The organism is Geodermatophilus sp. DSM 45219 (genome assembly GCF_900104025.1).
GTDB lineage: Bacteria > Actinomycetota > Actinomycetes > Mycobacteriales > Geodermatophilaceae > Geodermatophilus.
In genome coordinates this window covers 137,504-156,823 of sequence record NZ_FNIQ01000008.1, presented here as the reverse complement: position 1 = coordinate 156,823, position 19,320 = coordinate 137,504, and the positions used below count along the sequence as shown (strand labels likewise).

Sequence of the window (19,320 nt, the reverse complement as noted above, 5' to 3'; positions counted from 1 at the left end):
ATGCCGCTGCCCGGCCGGAGCGAACCGGTCCTCCTGCTCGGCCCGCTGCTGCGGCACGTCGACCCGGTGTCGGCCACCGTCTGGGTGGAGACCGACCGGCCGTGCGAGGTCGAGGTGCTCGGCCGCCGGGCCCGCACCTTCACCGTGAGCGGCCACTGCTACGCACTCGTCCTGGTCGAGGGGCTGGAGCCGGGCAGCGTCACGCCCTACGAGGTGCACCTGTCCACGGACGGCGGCGAGGGCCGGCGCGTCTGGCCGGACCCCGGGTCGCCGTTCCCAGCCAGCCGCATCCGCACGCCGGGCCGGCCGGGCCCGTTCACCATCGCGTTCGGCTCCTGCCGGTACGCCACGCCGTCGACCGTGGACGCGTCCGAGGGCATCCCGCCCGACGCGCTGGACACCTACGCCGCACGCCTCCTCGAGCAGCCCGAGAGCGAGTGGCCCGACGCGCTCGTGCTGCTCGGCGACCAGATCTACGCCGACGAGCTGACCCCGGAGACCCGCCGGTGGCTGTCCCTGCGCCGGCAGCAGCCGGCGCCGGACGACGCCCAGGTCGACGACTTCGAGGAGTACACCCGGCTCTACGCGGAGTCCTGGAGCGACCCGCAGGTGCGCTGGCTGCTGTCGACCGTGCCGTCGTCGATGATCTTCGACGACCACGAGATGATCGACGACTGGAACACCTCCGCCGCGTGGCGGCGCACGGTGACCGGCGCGGACTGGTGGACCCGGCGGATCTGCGGCGGCCTGGTCAGCTACTGGGTCTACCAGCACCTGGGCAACCTCAGCCCGCAGGAGCTGGCCGAGGACCGCACCTGGGCGGCGGTCCGCGATCACCCCGACGACGCCGAGCCGGTGCTGCAGGCGATGGCCGAGGCAGCCGACCGGGACCCGCGCTCGGTCCGCTGGAGCTACGTCCGGCACTGGGGCGAGGCCCGGCTGGTCGTGGTCGACAGCCGCGCCGGCCGCGTCCTGGAGGAGTCGACGCGCTCGATGCTCGACGAGGACGAGTTCGCCTGGGTGGAGGCGGCGATGCGCCGGGCCGTCGACGAGGGCGTCGAGCACCTGGTGCTGGGCACCTCGCTGCCGTGGCTGCTGCCGCACGCCGTCCACGAGATCGAGCGGTGGAACGCCACGCTCAACCGGCGGCACCACGGCAGGCCGCTCGGCTGGGTCTCCGAGCAGCTGCGGCAGGCCGCCGACCTCGAGCACTGGGCCGCGTTCGGCGACTCCTTCGAGCGGCTGGGGCGGGCCCTGCTGGCGGTGGCCCGTGGCGAGCACGGCCGGGCGCCGGCGACCGCGCTGGTGCTCTCCGGCGACGTCCACCACGCCTACGCGGCCGAGCTCGTGCACCCCGACGGCCTGGTGGGCCGCGTGCACCAGCTGACGGTGTCGCCGCTGCACAACCAGGCGCCGCACCCCATCAAGGTGGGGTTCCGGATCGGCTGGAGCCGGTGGGCGCGCCGGCTGACCGCGGGGGTGTCCCGGCTCGCCCGGGTCCGCCCCTCGGAGGTCGACTGGGCCAAGCGGGCCGGGCCGTACTTCGGCAACCAGCTCGGCGAGCTGGTGCTGCACGACCGGGATGCCTCCTTCCGGCTCTTCGTCACCGACCGGGAGGAGGGCCGGGACCGGCTCCGGCTGGTCGCCGACCTGCCGCTGTCGGCGGCGGCCACGGCGGAGGTGACAGGCTGACGGGGTGACGGACGCCCTGGGCACGAGGCCCGCTCCCGGCCCCGACCAGCCGCCGGTGCCGGTCCGGCTGGTCACCTTCAACACCCACCACGGCGTGGGGGACGACGGGCGGCACGACCTGCCGCGGCTGGCCACGCTGCTCGCCGCGGCCGACGCCGACGTCATCTGCCTGCAGGAGGTCGACCGGCACTACGGCGGCCGCAGCGAGGACGTCGACCAGGCCCTGCTGCTGTCGCGGGCCCTGGACATGCAGCTGGCGTGGGGTCCGGCGATCGACGAGCCGCGCCGGGAGGAAGGGCTGCGCCGTCAGTACGGCAACGCGCTGCTGTCCCGGCTGCCGATCCTGATCAGCGACGTCCACCCGCTGCCCGGTGGCGGCGAGCCGCGCAGCGCACTGCGCACCATGGTCGAGCTGGACGGCGCCGCGCTGTGGGTGACGACCACCCACCTGTCCACCCGCTCCCCCGAGGAGCGTGCCGAGCAGATCGCGGCGATCGCCGCGCTGCACACCGAGCCGATGCAGACCGGCGTCCTGGTGGGTGACTTCAACGCCGATCCCGGCGCCCCGGAGCTGGCCGCGCTGGCCGGGCGCTTCACCGACGCCTGGGAGCTGGCCCCCGACCGCGAGGACCGGGCCGGCTGGCGGTTCTGGCACGCCCGGCACGGCGAGACCCACCCCGCCCGCCGTCCGCACCGGCGGATCGACCAGGTGTGGGTCTCCCCCGGCGTCGGCGTGGCCCGCGCGCACGTGCTGGACGGTGCCGGCGCCTCGGACCACCTGCCGCTGGTCGTGGACCTGCAGGTGCAGTCGGGCGTGTGACCTCCCGGCGAGGGCCGCCACGGCAGCCCCATCGCAGGGGCACGAGTTCGACGGCGTCGCTGACGGCACGCAGCAGGTCGGGTTCCTGCTCAGTGGTGTGGCAGCGGCTCGGTCGAGCCCTCGGCCAGTGCTCGACCCACCTCGTCCATGGCACCTCTGACCAGCTGACCGTGAGCGTCGTCGCCCAGCGCGCCAGACGTGGCTCGCGCCTCCTGGAGGAACTCGTGCCCACATCTCCTCCAGCTCCTGCCGGGCGGCAGCGCGCTCGCCGTGAACACCGACCCGCCCGGGCTGAGGCGGACCTAGCGGCGGGTGAGCTCTTCAGGGATGGCGCGGGCGCCGGCAGCGAGCGGGCCAGCCGGTCGGCTCGGTGACCACCAGGGTGTCGCCCCCTCGGCAGGCAGCCAGCGCCTCACGCAGCCCGGGCGCTCGCGGTTGGTGCCGGTCAGCCCGTGGTCGACGTAGATGCGTGAGAGGTCGACGCCGAGGGCGACCAGCCTCTCGCGTTGGGCGGTGAGGTCCTGGGCGTCGGTGGACACCCGGGCGTAGCCGATCACAGCGCCGTCATGGCGCACCTCCACAGGCAGGCCGAAGCCGGCGCTCCGGTGCGCCGGGTCACCCGGCGACGGCCGCAGCCGCTACCCGGCTGTGACGCGACCGCTAGCCTCGGGCCACGATGATCCGTGAGCGCAGGAACGAGGACCTCGACCGCCTGTGCGACGTCCTCGGCGAGCTGGACGACCATGCCGGCGTCCTCGCGGGACGGCAGCCGCGGGACTGGCTGCAGGAGGTCGACGCCGAGCGCTCGTGGGTGTTCGATCAGGCACCGGTGAGCGTTGCCCCGACCCGGAACGTGGTCGGCCACGTCCAGATCTACCGGCCGCCCGACGCCCGCTGGGTCCTCGACGTCGTCGCACAGATCCGCCGGGAGGCCGACGACCTGCTGGTGATCGGACGACTGTTCGTGAAACCGTCCAGGCACGACTACGGCGTCGCCCGGTACCTGCTGAGGGAATCGGTGGAGTACGTCGAGACGCGCGGACGTGTGCCGGTGCTGGACCCGAACGACCTCGCCTCCGTCCCACTCCCGCTGTGCGCCAAGCTCGGCTTCAGGGAGTTCCGGACCGATGCCTGCACCTCGAGTGTCCTGATCCGGGCAGAGTGACCAACGTGGTGGACCCGACCGTCGTGGCTCTGCGCACGGGTGATCGACTCGACGGTCGCCAGGGGATGGTCATCTCGGATGAGGCGCTCCGGTCAGCCTGCGCACGGTGACACCGCGAGGAGGGCTTCGACCCGCCCGACTCCTGGTGTGGGTAGCCGGCGTCGCCAGGATGCTGCACGCCGCGGCCAGCCTGTACTGGGCGCTCGGCGGGCAGTGGCTGCCGCTTCTGGCGCGCTGCCGGCTGGGCCGGCGGACTGCTGCTGGTCGCCTACGGCAGCGTCAACACGGCCGTGAGTGCCGCGGTGCTCGCCGGGCTGATCCGTCCTGACGGCGGCTACGACCTCGAGGCCATGAGGGGACACGCCTACCTGTGGGATCCGCTGTTCCTCGTGCGGGTCACTGCACTGGTCCTCTCCCTCTGGCTCGCACGCCGGAGCTCGGTCGGTGCCCGGTAGGCCAACCCCTACCGGTCACCGTGCACAGTCGGCGAGCCGGTGCAGTCCGTCCCGCAGGGGAGCGGCCACCGGCTCGGTCGTGGGCGGAGGGCGGGGGCCCGGGCCTACGTGGTCGAGGTGCGGGAGTGGTCGGTCAGGTCGGAGCTGCGCTGTTCGAGGCCGGAGGGTTCACGGTCCACGAGCGTTGCGTCGACGGCGCCGTGGACGATGGCGTGGGCGAGCCGGCGGATGACGTCGCGCTCGACGCCGCCAGGTCCCGTGACGAGCGTGAACAGCACTCCCCCGTAGAGCGTCACGAGGGTGGGGATCGCCTCGGGTGAGACGCTCAGCCCGAGCGTGCGGTGCTCGTCAGCAGTGATCGCGCTCGCCACCGCGCCCAGGCGTGCGAGCGCAGCGGCGAGCGCGGGACGTCGCCGGGCCTCGAGCCGGAGCTCGAAGATCGCGAGGTAGCGCTCGCGTGACGCGGTGACGGCGTCCTGGAGCGAGACGGCGATGAGTTCGGCCAGGGGGCTGGGCGACGAGCTGACGTCCACCGCACGGTCGATCCGCTCCATGTCCTCCAGGTGCAGGGACACCGCCCGTTCGGCCGCAGCGACCAGCAGCTCCTCCCGGCTGCGGAAGTAGTTCGCCGCTGTTCCCGTCGGCAGACCGGCCACACCCTCGACCGCGCGGTGGGTCAGGCCGTGGATGCCCTCGGCGGGCAGCAGGCGGATGGCCGCGTCGGCGAGCGCGGCGCGGCGGGCCGGGTTCCTCCGTGGCATGACCGCCCAGTCTGGCAAGCTCCGTACCACAACGGACGTACCGGTATCGAAGAGGGCACATGGGACACGCTGCCTTGGTCGTCGGGGCCGGTATCGCCGGCCTGGCCTCGGCCATCTCGCTTGCACGGACCGGGTGGCAGGTCACGGTGCTGGAGCGGTCACCGGAGCTCGGTGAGGTCGGGGCAGGCCTCGCCATGACCCCCAACGCCGTGGCCGCGTTCCGCGGGCTCGGCTTCGGGGACGACGACGTCGCCGCGCTCGGTCACCCGACCCGGGCGGGCGGCATCTGTGACCTGGAGGGCCGACCGGTCCTCGCCCTCCCGGACACCCCCGTCATGCGCCGGTCGGTGGGACTCATCGGAGTGCACCGCCGCCGTCTGCACGCCGCGCTGCGCGAACGGGCCCTGGCCTGCGGCGTCGGGATCGTCACCGGCACCCCCGTGACCACCGTGGATCCGGGCGAGCCGGAGGGGGCACCCGCCGTTGTCGAGGGACGGGGAGCGGACGTCGTCGTCGGCGCCGACGGCATGCGCAGTGCCGTGCGCGCGGTGCTGTTCCCGGCGAGCCGCCCGGTCTACAGCGGGTACTCGAGCTGGCGCGGCATCGCGCCCGGGGCCGACGGGTACACGACGCTGCAGCAGTACTGGGGCCCGCACGCGGAGTTCGGCACCGTGCGCGTCGCCGGTGACGAGACGTACTGGTACGGGTACGTCGCCATGCCCGAGCGCACGGTGATCGCCGACGAACTCGGTGCGGCCAGGGAGCGGTTCGCGGGCTGGGCGAGCCCGGTGCAGGAGGTGCTGGCCGCGACGCCGCCCGAGGCGGTCCTGCGGCACGACGTGCACCATCTCCCCGGCGGGCTGCCGCGCTACACGACCGGACGGGTCGTCATGGTCGGCGACGCCGCCCACGGCACCCTCCCGACGATGGGACAGGGAGCCGCGACAGCGCTCGAGGACGGCCTCTGCGTGGGCCTCCTCGTCGGCGCCCCCGTCGCAACAGGCGGGCGGCTGGCCCCCGCCCTGGACGGTTTCGACGCCGCCCGCAGGCCCCGATGCCGCGCCCTGGCCCGGGCCTCGGTCGCGTCGGGCCGCTTCGGAGCCCACCTCGGCGACGGCTGGCGCCAGACCCTGCGGAACGACGTCATGCGCCTGACACCGGCCAGCGCCATCACGCGCGGGTCCCGTGCCGCCATGGGCTGGACCCCACCCGAGCCCGCATCACCGGTCCTGAGAACGCCAACCCGCTGAGGGACGTCTGCCTCGCCCGCAACTCCCGCGGCGGCCCGGCCGCCGCGGATCGGCAGCACCGTCACCACCGGCGAGGAGACCGTCGAGGCGGTCGCCAACGGCGGCCTCGGCGTCGCCTTGCTCAGCGCCGGCAACGCTGACATCCACCACCACTCCGGCGTGGCCTCGTCACCCACGGCCTCGTCTACGCGTGCGTCGCCGAGGCCGAGGTGCGAACGGAGGCAGCGACTGGCGTCCCGTCGGACGAACGCCATACGGCAATGGCGCGGGCCGGGCGTGCGCCCGCGTCCGGGTTGTCCCGCACGACCCGCCCGGTGCCCGCACGGGGCCTCTACGCGGAACGGCCGCTCAGCGCCCTCGCTGCGCACATGGTCTCCCCGCATGGTCATGGGGCCGCCTCTGCGCCTGACGTGATCACCGTGGTACGCGGGGCCGCAGCCGGTCACCGTCCCACGTCCGGACGTCAGACGGGCGTCCCATGCCACGGGGGTCGTCGCCGTCCCCTGCGACGTCCTGCACGCCGGGAGGCGTCTCGGCGATCGGACCGAGCCGCATCGGCGTCAGGCGGGCTCGGCCTCGCGCAGGCGCTGGCTGATCACGCCGGTGATGCCGTCGCCGCGCATGCTCACGCCGTAGAGCGCGTCGGCGATCTCCATCGTCCGCTTCTGGTGGGTGATGACGATCAGCTGCGAGGTCGACCGGAGCTGCTCCACGAGGGTCAGCAGCCGGCCGAGGTTGACGTCGTCCAGGGCGGCCTCGACCTCGTCGAGCACGTAGAACGGCGACGGTCGCGCCCGGAAGATCGCCACCAGCATCGCGACCGCGGTCAGCGAGCGCTCCCCGCCCGACAGGAGCGACAGCCGCTTGACCTTCTTCCCCGGCGGGCGGGCCTCGACCTCGACGCCGGTGGTGAGCATGTCCTCGGGGTCGGTGAGGTGCAGCCGGCCCTGCCCGCCGGGGAACAGGACGGCGAACACCTGCTCGAACTCCCGCTGCACGTCGGCGAAGGCCGAGGCGAAGACGTCGTGGATCCGCCCGTCGACCTCGCGGACGACGGTCAGCAGGTCGCGGCGGGTGGCCCTGAGGTCCTCGAGCTGGGTGGCCAGGAAGGAGTGCCGCTCCTCCAGCGCCGCGAACTCCTCCAGCGCCAGCGGGTTGACCTTGCCCAGCGTCGCGAGGTCGCGCTCGGCCTTCGCCGCCCGCCGCTCCTGCGCCGCGCGGTCGTAGGGCACCGGGTCCGGCTCGGGCTCCCCCGCGTCCTGAGCGGCGGCGACCTGTGCCGGGGTGGGCGGCACCGCCGCGGCCGGGCCGTACTCGGCGATCAGGGTGGGCAGGTCGACGCCGTACTCCTCGGCGGCCCGGCCCTCCAGGGCCTCGATGCGGTACCGCTGCTCGGCGCGGGCCACCTCGTCTCGGTGCACCTCGTCGGTCAGCCGCTCCAGCTCCGCGGTCGCCACCCGGACGGCGGCGCGCACCTCCAGCAGCTCGGCCTCGCGGGCGGTGCGCGCGCGGGCGAGCTGGTCGCGCTCGGCGGCGGCCCGGTCCAGGGACGACGCCAGCGCGGTCAGCGCCGCCTCCGCGCCGGACCGCACCCGCGAGGCGACCCGCGCACCGCGCTCGCGGGCCACCCGGGCCGCGGCGGCGCGCTCACGGGCGGCGCGCTCCTGGCGGGCCTGCCGGCGCAGCGACTCCGCCCGCCCGGACAGCGCCCTGGCGCGCTCCTCGGCGGTGCGGACCGCCAGCCGGGCCTCGGTCTCGGCCTGCCGTGCGGCGGCGGTCTCCCGCCGCAGCCGGTCGCGCTCCGCGGGGTCGGGCTCGTCGGCGACCGGCGCGGACTCGGCCTCGGCGAGCCGCTGCTCCAGGCCGGCGAGCGCGGTCTGCGCCTGCTCCAGCGCCTGCTCGGCGCGCACCCGGGCGGCGGCGGAGCGCTCGGCCTCGGCGGTGGCCGACCGGGCCGCCGCCCCGAGCTCGGCCAGCTGGGCGGCGACCGCGGAGCGGGTGCGGTCGGCCGCCTGGCGCGCGGCGAGGGCCTGGTCGACGTCGGCGGAGCGGTCGCGGGCGGTCTCCCGCGCCGCGGCCAGCCGGTCGGCCAGCTCGGCGGCGCGGGCGGCCGCGGCGGTGAGCTCCCGCTCGGCGTCGTCCACCCGCGCGCGGACCTCCAGCCCCGACGGGGCGTTGGCCTGCCCGCCGGCCGCCCAGTCCGACCCGACCAGGTCGCCGTCGGCGGTCACCGCCCGCACCCGGGGGTGGGTGCCGACCAGGGTGACCGCGGCGTCCAGGCCGGGGACGACGGCGACCCGGTCCAGGGCCCGGTCGAGGGCAGGACGCAGCTCCGACGGCGCCTCGACCAGGTCGCGGGCCCAGCGCACCCCCTCGGGCAGCCGGGGCCAGCCGTCGCGCGGCAGCGGGGGCAGCCCGCCGGTGACCAGCAGCCCGGCGCGGCCGCCGTCGACGTCCTTGAGGTGGGCGAGCGCGGCGGCGGCACCGGCGACGGAGTCGACGACGAGCGCGTCGGCCATCCCGGCCAGTGCGGCGGCCACGGCGACCTCCGCGCCGGGCGCGACGGTGACCGACCCGGTCACCGGGCCGAGCACGCCGGGCAGGCCGGCGGCGAGCACGGCGGCGGCACCGTCGGCTGGCGCGAGGCCCTGGGCGAGGGTGTCACGGCGGGCCTGCCAGGAGGCGCGGTCCCGCTCGGCGGCCCGCTCGGCGGCGGCCAGCTCGGTGACCGCACTCGCCGCCTCGGTGTGCGCGGCCACGGCGTCGGCGTGCGCGTTCACCAGCGCGACGTCGCCGTCCTCCTGCTCGGCCACCGCGCCGCGGCGCTCGGCCAGCCGCTCCGCGGCGGTCTCGGCACGGTCGGCGGCCTCACCGGCAGCCAGGGCGAGGCGCTCGATCTCCGACTCCCCCGCCGCGACGCGCGAGCGGGCCGCGGCGACCTGGCCGGAGAGCCGGGCCAGGCCCTCCCGGCGGTCGGCCAGCGCGCGGGCCGCGGCGACCCAGGCGCGCTCGGCGTCGGCGAGGGCGGCCTCCAGTCCGGTGCGGGCGGCGACCGCGGTCGCCAGCCGGCCGCGCTCGGCCTCCAGCCCCGCGGCGAGCTCGGCCTCGGTGGTCGCCACCCGCTCGGCCTCGGCCTCGAGCTGGTCGGGGTCGCGGCCGGCGGCGGCCGCGGGCGCGGCGGCGGAGAGGTGCCGGTGCCGCTCGGCGGCCAGCTGGGCGGTGCCGCGGAACCGCTCGGTGAGGGCGGACAGCCGGTACCAGGCGTCCTGGGCGGCGGCCAGCAGCGGGGCGTTCGCCGCCAGGTCGGCCTCCAGCGCGGACTCGCGCGCCGACGTGCCGGCCAGCTCGGCCTCGACGACGGCCCGTCGCGCGCGGGCGGCGGCCTCGTCGGCGACGTCGGCGTCCAGCGCGTCGCGCAGCCGCACGAGGTCGTCGGCGAGCAGCCGGAGCCGGGCGTCGCGGAGGTCGGCCTGCACCCCGGCCGCGCGGCGGGCCACCTCGGCCTGCCGGCCCAGCGGCTTGAGCTGGCGGCGCAGCTCGGCGGTGAGGTCGGCGAGCCGATCGAGGTTGGCCTGCATCGCGTCGAGCTTGCGGAGCGCCTTCTCCTTGCGCTTGCGGTGCTTGAGGACGCCGGCGGCCTCCTCGATGAAGGCACGGCGGTCCTCGGGGCGCCCGGAGAGGACGGCGTCGAGCTGGCCCTGGCCGACGATGACGTGCATCTCGCGGCCGATGCCGGAGTCGCTGAGCAGCTCCTGGACGTCGAGCAGCCGGACCTTGTCGCCGTTGATCTCGTACTCGCTCTCGCCGGAGCGGTACATGCGCCGGGTGATCGAGACCTCGGTGTAGTCGATCGGGAGGGCGCCGTCGGCGTTGTCGATGGTGAGGGTCACCTCGGCCCGGCCGAGCGCCGGGCGGCCGGCGGTGCCGGCGAAGATGACGTCCTCCATCTTGCCGCCGCGCAGGCTCTTCGCGCCCTGCTCGCCCAGGACCCAGGCGATGGCGTCGACGACGTTGGACTTCCCGGAGCCGTTGGGCCCGACGACGGCGGTGATCCCCGGCTCGAGGCGCAGGGTCGTCGCGGACGCGAAGGACTTGAAGCCCCTGAGCGTCAGGCTCGACAGATGCACAGGGTCAGGAACTCAGCCGGGGTGCGCGACTCCGGCCCCGTCCAGAGGCTCGCTGCGAGCTCGCGAGCGGTGAGGGGGACGGGGTCCTCTTTCAGGCGAGGGCGGGCTCGGCGTTGTCGCCGGCCAGGCTCAGCAGCTCGTGGGCGATGGCCGCGTCACGCTGAGCGCGCAGCTCCTCCAGTTCCTGCTCCAGACGACGCACCCGGGCCCGCAGGACGGCGTTCTCCTCGGCTACTCGGAGCTCCGCGGGGGCGACGACGTGACCGAACAGGGCCTTGGCCATGGCGAAAACGGCCTTTCGACTGCGTGGAGGGATGACCTGCGCCCCGTACGACGGTCGGCGCGGTCCGTGTGTTCCCAGGGTGACAGGCCCGGAGACGCAGGTCAACGGGCACACTCCAACCCCGACGTGTCGGGTGGGTGTCGCGTTCGTCACGCCGTCGTGAAGCCCGTGCTCCCCCGGATCGGCTCGTCACGGACGTCGACGGCGGTCACCGCGCCCGGCGCGCGCGGGCCGTCGAGATCGGCCAGGACGGCGGCCACGTCGGCGTCCCGGCCCTCGAGGACGACCTCGACCCGCCCGTCGGGCAGGTTCGTCGCCGATCCGGCGAGGCCCGCGGCGTCGGCCCGCCCGCGCACGAACCAGCGGTAGCCGACGCCCTGCACGTCGCCCGAGACGAGTGCGACGACGCGTCTCACGACCGCCGCGCCCGGGGCTCGGCCGACGTCCGCCGGGTCCGCGGGGACGGCTGGCACCGCGGGCAGCTGTAGCTGGAGCGGTTCATGAACGACTCGCGCACGATCGGCGTCCCGCAGCGCGGGCAGGGCCGGTCGACCTGGCCGTAGACGGCCAGGTGCCGGGAGAAGTACCCGCTCCGCCCGTTGACGTCGACGTAGAGGGAGTCGAAGGACGTCCCGCCCTGCTCCAGGCTCTCGGTGAGCACGTCGCGCACCCCCTCCAGCAGGTCGGCCACCTGCGCACGGGTGAGCCGGTCGGTCGGGCGGGTGCCGTGCAGCCGGGCCCGCCACAGGGACTCGTCGGCGTAGATGTTGCCCACCCCGCCGATCAGCGTCTGGTCCAGCAGGGCGCGCTTGACCTCGGTGCGCCGGCGCCGCAGCGCGGCGCTGAACGCGTCGGCGTCGAAGGACCCGTCGAGCGGGTCGATCGCGATGTGCGCCAGTCGCGGGGGGATGTCGTCCCCGTCGGCCTCTTCGACCGCCAGCCCGCCGAACGTGCGCTGGTCGACGAAGCGCAGCTCCCGGCCGCCGTCGGTGAAGGTCACCCGGGCGCGCAGGTGCGTCTCGTCGGGCTTGGCCGGCTTCTCGACCAGCAGCTGGCCACTCATGCCGAGGTGCCCCACGAGGGCCTGTCCCGCGGGCGTGCCGTCCGGCTCGGCCAGCGGCAGCCACAGGTACTTGCCGCGGCGGTGGGCGGCGGTCAGCGTGCGGCCGGTCAGCGCGGCGACGAAGTGGTCGGTGCCCTCCAGGTGGCGGCGGACCGCGCGCGGGTGGTGCACCTCGACGGTGGCGACGGCGCGGCCGGCGACCCAGCGCTCCAGTCCGCGCCGGACCACCTCGACCTCGGGCAGCTCGGGCACGCCGGCTCAGCTCGCGCCGGACTCGACGGCGACCGCGCCCGGGCCGGCGGCCGGTGCGCCGTCGGACAGCGCCCGCCAGGCGGTCTCGGCGGCCTCCTGCTCGGCGGCCTTCTTGGTGCGTCCGGCGCCGTGGCCGTACGCGGTCCCGGAGAGGACGACCGCGGCGGTGAAGGTCTTGGCGTGGTCCGGGCCGGTGTCCTCGACCACGTAGGTGGGGGCACCCAGCCCCAGCTGGGCGCCGAGCTCCTGCAGGCTGGTCTTCCAGTCCAGGGCGGCGCCGCGCTGCGCGGCCTCGGTCAGCAGCGGGTCGAACAGCTGGTGCACGATGCCGGAGGCGGTGTCCAGACCGAGGCCGACGTGCACGGCGCCGATGAGGGCCTCCACGGCGTCGGCCAGGATCGAGTCCTTCTCCCGCCCGCCGGTGGTCTCCTCGCCGCGGCCCAGCAGCAGGTGCGGACCCAGTCCGCCGTCCCCGAGCCGGCGGGCCACGCCGGCCAGCGAGGTCATGTTGACCACCGAGGCACGGAGCTTGGCGAGCCGACCCTCGGGGAGGTCGGGGTGGCGCCGGTAGAGCTCGTCGGTGACGACCAGGCCGAGCACGGAGTCCCCGAGGAACTCCAGGCGCTCGTTGGTGGGCAGCCCGCCGTGCTCGTAGGCGTAGGAACGGTGCGTCAGCGCCAACGCCAGCAGGCCGCCGGGCAGCTCGACGCCGAGGGCGTCGAGGAGCCAGGCGGCCGAGCGCTCGGCGTGCGCCGCACCGGCCGGGGAACGGTGAGCGGCCCCGCCCGGGGCGGGCTGGGTGCCGGCGGCCGTCGTCCCCACGGCTGGTCCTCGCGGGGTCAGACCGAGAGGACCTGACGGCCCGCGTGCTGGCCGCAGTTCGGGCAGGCCTGGTGCGGCGGCTTGAGCTGGCCGCAGGCCCGGTTCGGGCACGGCGACAGCGTGGGCGCGGAGGCCTTCCACTGCGAACGCCGGGCACGGGTGTTGGAGCGGGACATCTTCCGCTTCGGGACGGCCACGTCAGTTCTCCTCTGGGTTGTCCGCACCGGGGGTGCCCGGGGCGGCGGCGGAACGGTCGGCTTGCGAGGCACCGAAGCGCCCCGCCAACCCGGCCCAGCGCGGGTCGAGCTGCTCGTGCGTGTGGTCGGCGGGCAGGTCGTCGAGCCGCTGCCCGCAGTCCACGCACAGCCCGGCGCAGTCCTCGGTGCAGGTCGGCGCCAGCGGCAGGCTCAGGACGACGAGGTCGCGGACCATCGGCTCGAGGTCGATGTGCTCGCCCTCGACGCGGCGGACCTCGTCCTCCTCGCTGGTGGCCTGGGTGGTGCTGCCCTCGTAGGCGAACAGCTCCTGGACGTCGAGCTCCAGGGTGTCCTCGATCGGCTCCAGGCAGCGGGCGCAGGAGCCGGCGACGGGGACGTCGACCTCGCCGGTGACCAGCACGCCCTCCATCACCGACTCCAGCCGCAGCCGGAGGGAGACCTCGGCGCCCTCGGGGACGCCGATCAGCTCGACGCGCCAGTCCCCGGGTGCCGGGAGCGTGCGCTCCAGCTCGTGCATCGAGCCGGCCCGACGGCCCAGCTCGCGCAGGTCCACGGACCAGGGGTTGGCGGCGGGACGCCGGGCGTCCGGGGACGCGGCGCCTGGGCGGGGCAGCGGTGCGGCAGGCATGTCGGTACTCGCAGTAGGCATCGGGAGGTGGCCGGCCGGGGTGCGGGACCTCCGGCGGTCGGACCAGGTAGCCAGCCTACCCGATGCCCGGCGGGCCCCTCCCGGGCCGGAGCCGGACCCTGGTGACGGCCTGGAACGGCCCCGCGTCAGGGCCCCGTCCCGAGCCTGCGAGGGATGGGGGGACGTGGGGTCCTTCTACTCCCGGAGGCTGGAGCGCGCCTTCTCCACCGAGCGCAGCATCCGCTCCAGCGTGCCGCCGAAGTCGGCCAGCCGGCTGTCGACGTACTCGTCGACCTCGGCGCGCATCCGGGCGACGTCGGTCGCGGTCTGCGCTCCCAGCTCGTCGGCGCGGTCGACCGCACCCCGGTAGACCTCGGCCTCGCTGACCAGCCGCTCGTGCTCGGCCTGCGCGGCCGCCAGGACCTCGGCGGCCTGGGCCTGGGCCTCGACGAGGAGCGCCTCGTGGTGCCGGCGGGCCTCCTCCAGGAGCTGCTCGGCCTCCTCCTCGGCGCGGGCCAGGACGTCCTCGGCCTCGGCCTGGGCGCGGGCCACCAGGTCGTCGCGCTGGCGGCGGGCGGTGCCGAGGATCTCCTCGCGCTGGCGCCGGGCGGCGACGACGACCTGCTCGCTCTCGCTGCGGGTGCGGCCGGTCAGCAGCTCGGCCTCGGCCTGCGCCTGCTGGAGGATCTCGGTGCGCTGCTCGACGATCGCGCCGGCCTTGTGCACCTCGGCGGGGAGGTTCTCCCGGAGGTCGTCGAGCAGGTCGAGCAGGATGTCGCGCGAGACCATGCACGAGCCGCCGGACATCGGCACGCTGCGGGCGTTCTCGATCACGCTGCTCAGCTCGTCGACGGTCTCGTACAGCCGGTAGACCACCTCCGTCATGCGCCGGCCTCCCGGTGTGCGGTGAGCCGCTCGTGCACGGCCTTCGGGACGAGCCCCGAGACGTCCCCGCCGAAGGTGGCGATCTGCTTGACCAGGCTGGAGGACAGGTGGCCGACCTGCGGGGCGGTGGGCACGAAGAGCGTCTCCACCCCGGCCAGCTCGCGGTTCATCTGCGCCATCTGCAGCTCGTACTCGAAGTCGCTGACCGCGCGCAGCCCCTTGACGATCACCGGGACGTCGTTGGCGCGGCAGTAGTCGACGAGCAGGCCCTGGAAGCTGTCGACGGTCACGTTCGGCACGTCGGCGACCGCCTCGCGCAGCAGCGCCATCCGCTCCTCGACGCTGAACAGGCCGGCCTTGCCGGGGTTGACCAGCACGGCGACGACCAGTTCGTCGTAGAGGGCCGCTGCGCGGGTGATGACGTCGACGTGACCATTCGTCACGGGGTCGAACGACCCGGGACAGACCGCTCGCCTCACGGACAGCGACCGTACCGGAGCACGGCCTCGCCGTAGCGGCGCTCGCGCAGTCCGTGCAGGGGTGTCGGCCACGCGAACGGCGCCTCGCGACTGGACCGCTCGACCACGACGACGGCCTCCCGGGCCAGCCAGTCCCCCACGACCAGCGCCTCGAGCACGCCGAGGACCTCGGGCAGCGGCGTGGCGTAGGGCGGGTCGGCGAGCACCAGGTCGAAGCGGGCCGGCGGCGGACCGGCGACGACGGTGGGCACCGAGCCGGACAGCACCCGCCCGCCGGGCAGGCCCACCGCCGCGAGGTTGTCCCGCAGCACCGGCAGCACGCGCGGGCCGTTCTCGACGAACACCACCTCGGCCGCACCGCGGCTGAGCGCCTCCAGGCCCAGGGCGCCGGAGCCGGCGTAGAGGTCCAGGACGGTCGCGCCCCCGAGGTCGAGCAGCGTGCCGAGGCTGTTGAACAGCCCCTCCCGGGCGCGGTCACCGGTGGGCCGCACCCCCGACGGGGGCACCCTCAGCCGCCGCCCGCCGGCGACGCCCGAGATGAGTCGCGTCACGCCTTCTCCAGGTACTCGGCGCGCTCGTCAGTGGCCAGCGCCGCCACCTCCATCGCCAGACCCGGGAAGTCGGCCAGGCCGCGGTCGGTGGCCAGCAGCGCGGTGGCCTCGGTGCGTGCCTCGGCGATGAGCTGCTCGTCCTCCAGCAGCGACAGCAGCCGGATGCCCGAGCGGCGACCCGACTGCGCGGCGCCGAGCACGTCGCCCTCCCGGCGGGTCTCCAGGTCCAGCCGGGCCAGCGCGAAGCCGTCGGAGGTACCGGCCACCGCGGCCAGCCGCTGCCCGGTGGCCGAGGACGCCGACGCCTCGCTCACCAGCAGGCACAGGCCCTGGTGCTTCCCCCGGGCCACCCGGCCGCGCAGCTGGTGCAGCTGGCTGACGCCGAACCGGTCGGCGTCCATGACGACCATCACCGTGGCGTTGGGCACGTCGACGCCGACCTCGACGACGGTGGTGGCGACCAGGACGTCGACGTCCCCCGCCGCGAAGGCCCGCATCCGCGCCTCCTTGTCCTCCGGTGTCATCCGGCCGTGCAGCACCTCCAGCCGCAGCCCGGCCAGCGGGCCGGCGCGCAGCTCCTCGGCGACGTCGAGGACGGCCAGCGGCGGACGCCGGTCGGAGGCCGCATCCGCCGCGGGGGCGCCGTCGGCGTCGTCGGGCTCCTCCTCGCTGCCGGCGTCCTCCCCGATGCGCGGGCACACGACGTAGGCCTGCCGGCCCGCGGCGACCTCCTCGCGCAGCCGCTCCCAGGCGCGGTCGAGCCAGGCCGGCTTGTCGCGGACCGGCACGACCGAGCTGGCGACGCCGCCGCGCCCGCCGGGCAGCTGGCGCAGCGTGGAGGTCTCCAGGTCGCCGTAGACGGTCATCGCCACGGTCCGCGGGATGGGCGTCGCGGTCATCACCAGCACGTGCGGCGGCCGGTTGCCCTTGGCCCGCAGGGCGTCCCGCTGCTCGACGCCGAAGCGGTGCTGCTCGTCGACGACGACCAGCCCGAGGTCGGCGAAGTCCACGCCCTCCTGCAGCAGGGCGTGGGTGCCGACGACGATGCCGGCGCTGCCGTCGGCCACCGCAGCCCGCCCGGCCCGGCGGGCAGCGGCCTTCTGCGAGCCGGTGAGCAGCACGACCCGCGTGCCGGCCGGGTCGCCGTCCAGCTCGCCGGCGCGACCCAGCGGGCCGAGCATCGCGCCGATGCTGCGCGCGTGCTGGGCGGCGAGCACCTCGGTGGGTGCGAGCAGGGCGGCCTGCCCGCCGGCGTCGACGACCTGGGCCATGGCACGCAGCGCGACGACGGTCTTGCCGGCGCCGACCTCGCCCTGCAGCAGCCGGTGCATCGGCTGCTCGCGGGAGAGCTCGGCGGCCAGCTCCTCCCCCACCTCGCGCTGGCCCTCGGTGAGCGCGAACGGCAGCGCGGCGTCGACGGCGTCCAGCAGCCCGCCCGCCCGTCGCGGCCGGGCGACGCCGGGCTCCAGCGCGGCGGCGCGGCGGCGGGCGGCGAGGGTCAGCTGGAGGGTGAGCGCCTCGTCCCACTTGAGCCGGTGCTCGCCCCGCTCGACGTCGTCCTCCGCGGTCGGCCGGTGGACGTCCAGCAGCGCCGCGGGCAGGCTCGGCAGCCCGTGCCGGGTGCGCAGCTCCCCGGGCAGCGGGTCCTCGACGAAGCCGAACCCGCCGGAGGCGTCGAGCAGCAGCCGGATCGACCGCTGGATGACCCAGCTGGAGACGTCCTTGCTGGCCGGGTAGATCGGGATCAGCGCGCGGGCCCAGTCGGTGTCGTCGTCCCCGGTGATGAGGTGGAAGTCGGGGTGGGCGAACTGCTTGCTCCTGCGGTACTCGCCGACCGTGCCGGCGAACAACCCCCAGGCGCCCTCGCGCAGGTGGGCGTGCCGGCGGTTGAAGAAGACCAGCTGCATGGAGCCGGCGCCGTCGCCCACGGTGACCTCGGTGAGGGTGCCCGGGCGGTTGCGCATCTTGCGGGTGACCACCGTGCGCACCTGCGCGAGCACGGTGACCCGGTCGCCGACCTGGAGGTCGTCGAGGCGGGTCATCTCGCCGCGCTTGGCGTAGCGGCGCGGGTAGTGCCGCAGCAGGTCGCGGACCGTGTACAGCTCGAGCGACTCGGCCATCGCCTTCGCCGTCTTCGCACCGAGCACCCGGTCCAGCCGGGTCGTCATCCCGACGGCCACTACTCCACCCCCACCTGCAGCAGGACCCCCTCCGGCGCCCCGTCGTAGCGGGTCACCTCGACCGTCGGGTGGGCGCCGGCCAGGTGCCGGCAGACGGCGGCGGCCAGGGCGGCATCCGGGCCGACGACGAGGGTGACCAGCTCGCCACCGGCGGACAGCATGCGGTCGAGCAGCTCGCAGGCGACCGCGGCCGCCGCCTCGCCGATGAGGACGACGTCGCCCTCGGCCGAGGCCAGCACGTCCCCGGGCGCGCAGCGGCCCGCGCTGGTCAGCGCCTCGTGCCCGGCGACGGTGAGCTCCGCCGAGCGGGTCGCCGCCGCCGCCTCGGCCATGGTGATGACGTCGTCACCGAAGCGGCGGGAGGGGTCGGCGACGGCCAGCGCGGCGAGGCCCTGCACCGGTGAGCGGGTGGGCACCACGGCCACGTCGCGGCCCTCCTCGCGGGCCCGCTCGGCGGCCCGGGAGGCCACCGCGGTGAGGCCGGCGTCGTTGGGCAGGACGACGACGCCCGCCGCGCCCGACCCCAGCACCGCGGCGAGCACGTCGTCCTCGGCCACCCCGGCCGGGCCGCGGGGGACGACGGTGGCGCCCTCGCCGCCGAACAGCCCGGCCAGCCCGCCGTCGGGGACGATGGCGACGACCGCCCGCGTGTCCGGCACCGGCGCCGGCGGGGGAACCGGGGCCAGCGGGGAGACCGAGATGCGGTACGGGCGGCCCGCCTCGATGCCGGCCTCGATCGCGGCACCGACGTCGCCGACGTGCACGTGCACGTTCCACTCGCGCCCGGCGGGGGTGTCGACGCCGACCACCACCAGGCTGTCGCCGAGCGCCGCCAGCCGGTCCTGCAGCCGCGCCACGGCCACCTCGTCGCTGTCCGCGAGCAGGTACTGCACCTCGCTGCCCGGGCCCGCGGGCGGCTGGTGGGGCAGGTTCCCGCGGTCGTGCCCGTGGGAGTGGCCGGCGTGCACCCCCCGCTCCTGCCGGCGGACCAGCGGCGGGCGGTCCGGCTCGACACCGGTCACCGTCGTCACCAGCGCGTCGAGGACCAGGCACAGCCCCGCTCCCCCGGCGTCGACCACCCCGGCGTCGCGCAGCGCGGCCAGCTGTCCCGGCGTGGCTTCTAGGGCCGCGCGGGCGCCGTCGGCGGCGGCCCGCACGACCGCGTCCAGGCCGGTGGAGCCACCGGCGACCGCGGCGACGGCCGCCTCGCCACCGGCCCGGGCCACGGTGAGGAAGGTCCCCTCCTCCGGGTCGGCCACCGCGCCGTAGGCGGCCTCGGCGGCCTTCTGCAGCGCGGCGGCCAGCGTCGGCCCGTCGGCCGCGGGCTGCGCGGCCAGCTGGTCGGCCAGCTCGCGCCACAGCTGGGCGAGGATGGTGCCGGAGTTCCCGCGGGCGCCCAGCACCGCGCCGCGGGCCAGCAGCGCCCAGGCGGGCTCGGTGCGGTCCGGCCCGGCCTCGTCCAGGGCGGCCCGGGCGGCCTCGACGGTGGCCAGCAGGTTGGTGCCGGTGTCGCCGTCGGGCACGGGGAAGACGTTGAGGTCGTCCAGGCGGCCCCGGGCCGCGGACAGGGCGGCGACCGCGGCCCGGCACCACTGGCCGACCGCGGCGTCGTCGAGCGCCCGCAGCACGGCCGGAGGGTACCCAGGAGGACCGACGGTGCCGGGCGCGCGACCGGCGTCGGGCGACCTC

Annotated in this window: 19 protein-coding genes; 5 read left to right on the top strand and 14 right to left on the bottom strand. The window is 75.9% G+C overall.

All coding sequences use genetic code 11. From position 1 onward, the window contains the following. A complete protein-coding gene (locus BLR12_RS22200) occupies positions 1-1,692 on the top strand; it encodes an alkaline phosphatase D family protein (RefSeq protein WP_091382553.1) in 1,692 nt (563 codons plus the stop codon). 4 nt (positions 1,693-1,696) lie between these two features. After that, entirely contained in the window at positions 1,697-2,512 is an 816-nt protein-coding gene (locus BLR12_RS22195) for an endonuclease/exonuclease/phosphatase family protein (RefSeq protein ID WP_091382551.1), read from the top strand. A gap of 302 nt (positions 2,513-2,814) precedes the next feature. Here the strand turns inward: BLR12_RS22195 and BLR12_RS22190 are convergent, their stop codons facing one another. After that, positions 2,815-3,069, bottom strand: coding sequence for a recombinase family protein (locus BLR12_RS22190; protein WP_255363704.1), 255 nt, complete (start codon positions 3,067-3,069; stop codon positions 2,815-2,817). Between the two features lie 119 nt (positions 3,070-3,188). Here BLR12_RS22190 and BLR12_RS22185 point away from each other — a divergent pair, with 119 nt between their 5' ends. Together BLR12_RS22185 and BLR12_RS22180 are read left to right on the top strand one after the other, a co-directional pair. Continuing rightward, on the top strand, positions 3,189-3,677 hold the full coding sequence (locus BLR12_RS22185) for a GNAT family N-acetyltransferase (RefSeq protein ID WP_091382549.1): 489 nt from the start codon (positions 3,189-3,191) through the stop codon (positions 3,675-3,677). Between the two features lie 290 nt (positions 3,678-3,967). Beyond that, on the top strand, positions 3,968-4,132 hold the full coding sequence (locus BLR12_RS22180; protein ID WP_255363703.1) for a hypothetical protein: 165 nt from the start codon (positions 3,968-3,970) through the stop codon (positions 4,130-4,132). Between the two features lie 104 nt (positions 4,133-4,236). Here the strand turns inward: BLR12_RS22180 and BLR12_RS22175 are convergent, their stop codons facing one another. Next, complete coding sequence (locus tag BLR12_RS22175; protein WP_091382547.1) at positions 4,237-4,893, bottom strand: TetR/AcrR family transcriptional regulator; 657 nt, start codon at positions 4,891-4,893, stop codon at positions 4,237-4,239. Positions 4,894-4,952: 59 nt separating this feature from the next. Here BLR12_RS22175 and BLR12_RS22170 point away from each other — a divergent pair, with 59 nt between their 5' ends. Next, positions 4,953-6,143 (top strand): FAD-dependent oxidoreductase, encoded by a 1,191-nt coding sequence (locus tag BLR12_RS22170; RefSeq protein ID WP_091382545.1) that lies wholly within the window; start codon positions 4,953-4,955, stop codon positions 6,141-6,143. Positions 6,144-6,703: 560 nt separating this feature from the next. On the opposite strand, the gene smc is transcribed toward BLR12_RS22170, so the two are convergent. The 12 genes from smc to BLR12_RS25600 form a co-directional block, all read right to left on the bottom strand. Continuing rightward, positions 6,704-10,270 carry a chromosome segregation protein SMC gene (gene smc / locus BLR12_RS22165; protein WP_091382543.1) on the bottom strand — a complete coding sequence of 1,189 codons (3,567 nt, stop codon included), beginning with the start codon at positions 10,268-10,270 and terminating at the stop codon, positions 6,704-6,706. Positions 10,271-10,361: 91 nt separating this feature from the next. Continuing rightward, complete coding sequence (locus BLR12_RS22160; RefSeq protein WP_091382542.1) at positions 10,362-10,553, bottom strand: hypothetical protein; 192 nt, start codon at positions 10,551-10,553, stop codon at positions 10,362-10,364. A gap of 149 nt (positions 10,554-10,702) precedes the next feature. Continuing rightward, positions 10,703-10,969, bottom strand: coding sequence for an acylphosphatase (locus BLR12_RS22155; RefSeq protein ID WP_091382684.1), 267 nt, complete (start codon positions 10,967-10,969; stop codon positions 10,703-10,705). Next, positions 10,966-11,868, bottom strand: coding sequence for a bifunctional DNA-formamidopyrimidine glycosylase/DNA-(apurinic or apyrimidinic site) lyase (gene mutM, locus BLR12_RS22150; protein WP_091382541.1), 903 nt, complete (start codon positions 11,866-11,868; stop codon positions 10,966-10,968). The genes BLR12_RS22155 and mutM overlap by 4 nt, the downstream gene beginning before the upstream one ends. Before the next feature lie 6 nt (positions 11,869-11,874). Continuing rightward, a complete protein-coding gene (gene rnc, locus BLR12_RS22145; RefSeq protein WP_091382540.1) occupies positions 11,875-12,690 on the bottom strand; it encodes a ribonuclease III in 816 nt (271 codons plus the stop codon). 17 nt (positions 12,691-12,707) lie between these two features. Beyond that, positions 12,708-12,887: a 50S ribosomal protein L32 gene (gene rpmF, locus BLR12_RS22140; protein ID WP_091382539.1), complete on the bottom strand. Its 180-nt coding sequence runs from the start codon at positions 12,885-12,887 to the stop codon at positions 12,708-12,710. A 1-nt stretch (position 12,888) separates the two neighbouring features. Next, positions 12,889-13,536: a YceD family protein gene (locus BLR12_RS22135; protein WP_176832640.1), complete on the bottom strand. Its 648-nt coding sequence runs from the start codon at positions 13,534-13,536 to the stop codon at positions 12,889-12,891. Positions 13,537-13,731: 195 nt separating this feature from the next. Beyond that, positions 13,732-14,421, bottom strand: coding sequence for a hypothetical protein (locus BLR12_RS22130; protein WP_091382538.1), 690 nt, complete (start codon positions 14,419-14,421; stop codon positions 13,732-13,734). Further along, positions 14,418-14,900, bottom strand: coding sequence for a pantetheine-phosphate adenylyltransferase (coaD, locus tag BLR12_RS22125; protein WP_091382536.1), 483 nt, complete (start codon positions 14,898-14,900; stop codon positions 14,418-14,420). The genes BLR12_RS22130 and coaD overlap by 4 nt, the downstream gene beginning before the upstream one ends. Then, complete coding sequence (gene rsmD / locus BLR12_RS22120; protein ID WP_091382535.1) at positions 14,897-15,451, bottom strand: 16S rRNA (guanine(966)-N(2))-methyltransferase RsmD; 555 nt, start codon at positions 15,449-15,451, stop codon at positions 14,897-14,899. The genes coaD and rsmD overlap by 4 nt, the downstream gene beginning before the upstream one ends. Continuing rightward, the gene (gene recG, locus BLR12_RS22115; RefSeq protein ID WP_176832639.1) at positions 15,448-17,619 is read right to left on the bottom strand and encodes an ATP-dependent DNA helicase RecG; all 2,172 of its coding nucleotides are present in this window, start codon (positions 17,617-17,619) and stop codon (positions 15,448-15,450) included. Before recG ends, rsmD begins: the two co-directional genes overlap by 4 nt. Positions 17,620-17,630: 11 nt before the next feature. Next, a complete protein-coding gene (locus BLR12_RS25600) occupies positions 17,631-19,259 on the bottom strand; it encodes a DAK2 domain-containing protein (protein WP_091382533.1) in 1,629 nt (542 codons plus the stop codon). Positions 19,260-19,320: the final 61 nt, after the last annotated feature.

What these genes read in the sequence shown, in the direction of transcription:
- recG (WP_176832639.1), bottom strand. Translation starts at nt 17,619, where the DNA reads ATGACGACCCGGCTGGACCGGGTGCTCGGTGCGAAGACGGCGAAGGCG.
- BLR12_RS22200 (WP_091382553.1), top strand. Translation starts at nt 1, where the DNA reads ATGCCGCTGCCCGGCCGGAGCGAACCGGTCCTCCTGCTCGGCCCGCTG.
- BLR12_RS22185 (WP_091382549.1), top strand. Translation starts at nt 3,189, where the DNA reads ATGATCCGTGAGCGCAGGAACGAGGACCTCGACCGCCTGTGCGACGTC.
- BLR12_RS22160 (WP_091382542.1), bottom strand. Translation starts at nt 10,553, where the DNA reads ATGGCCAAGGCCCTGTTCGGTCACGTCGTCGCCCCCGCGGAGCTCCGA.
- BLR12_RS22175 (WP_091382547.1), bottom strand. Translation starts at nt 4,893, where the DNA reads ATGCCACGGAGGAACCCGGCCCGCCGCGCCGCGCTCGCCGACGCGGCC.
- BLR12_RS22170 (WP_091382545.1), top strand. Translation starts at nt 4,953, where the DNA reads ATGGGACACGCTGCCTTGGTCGTCGGGGCCGGTATCGCCGGCCTGGCC.
- BLR12_RS22130 (WP_091382538.1), bottom strand. Translation starts at nt 14,421, where the DNA reads ATGACGGAGGTGGTCTACCGGCTGTACGAGACCGTCGACGAGCTGAGC.
- BLR12_RS22135 (WP_176832640.1), bottom strand. Translation starts at nt 13,536, where the DNA reads ATGCCTGCCGCACCGCTGCCCCGCCCAGGCGCCGCGTCCCCGGACGCC.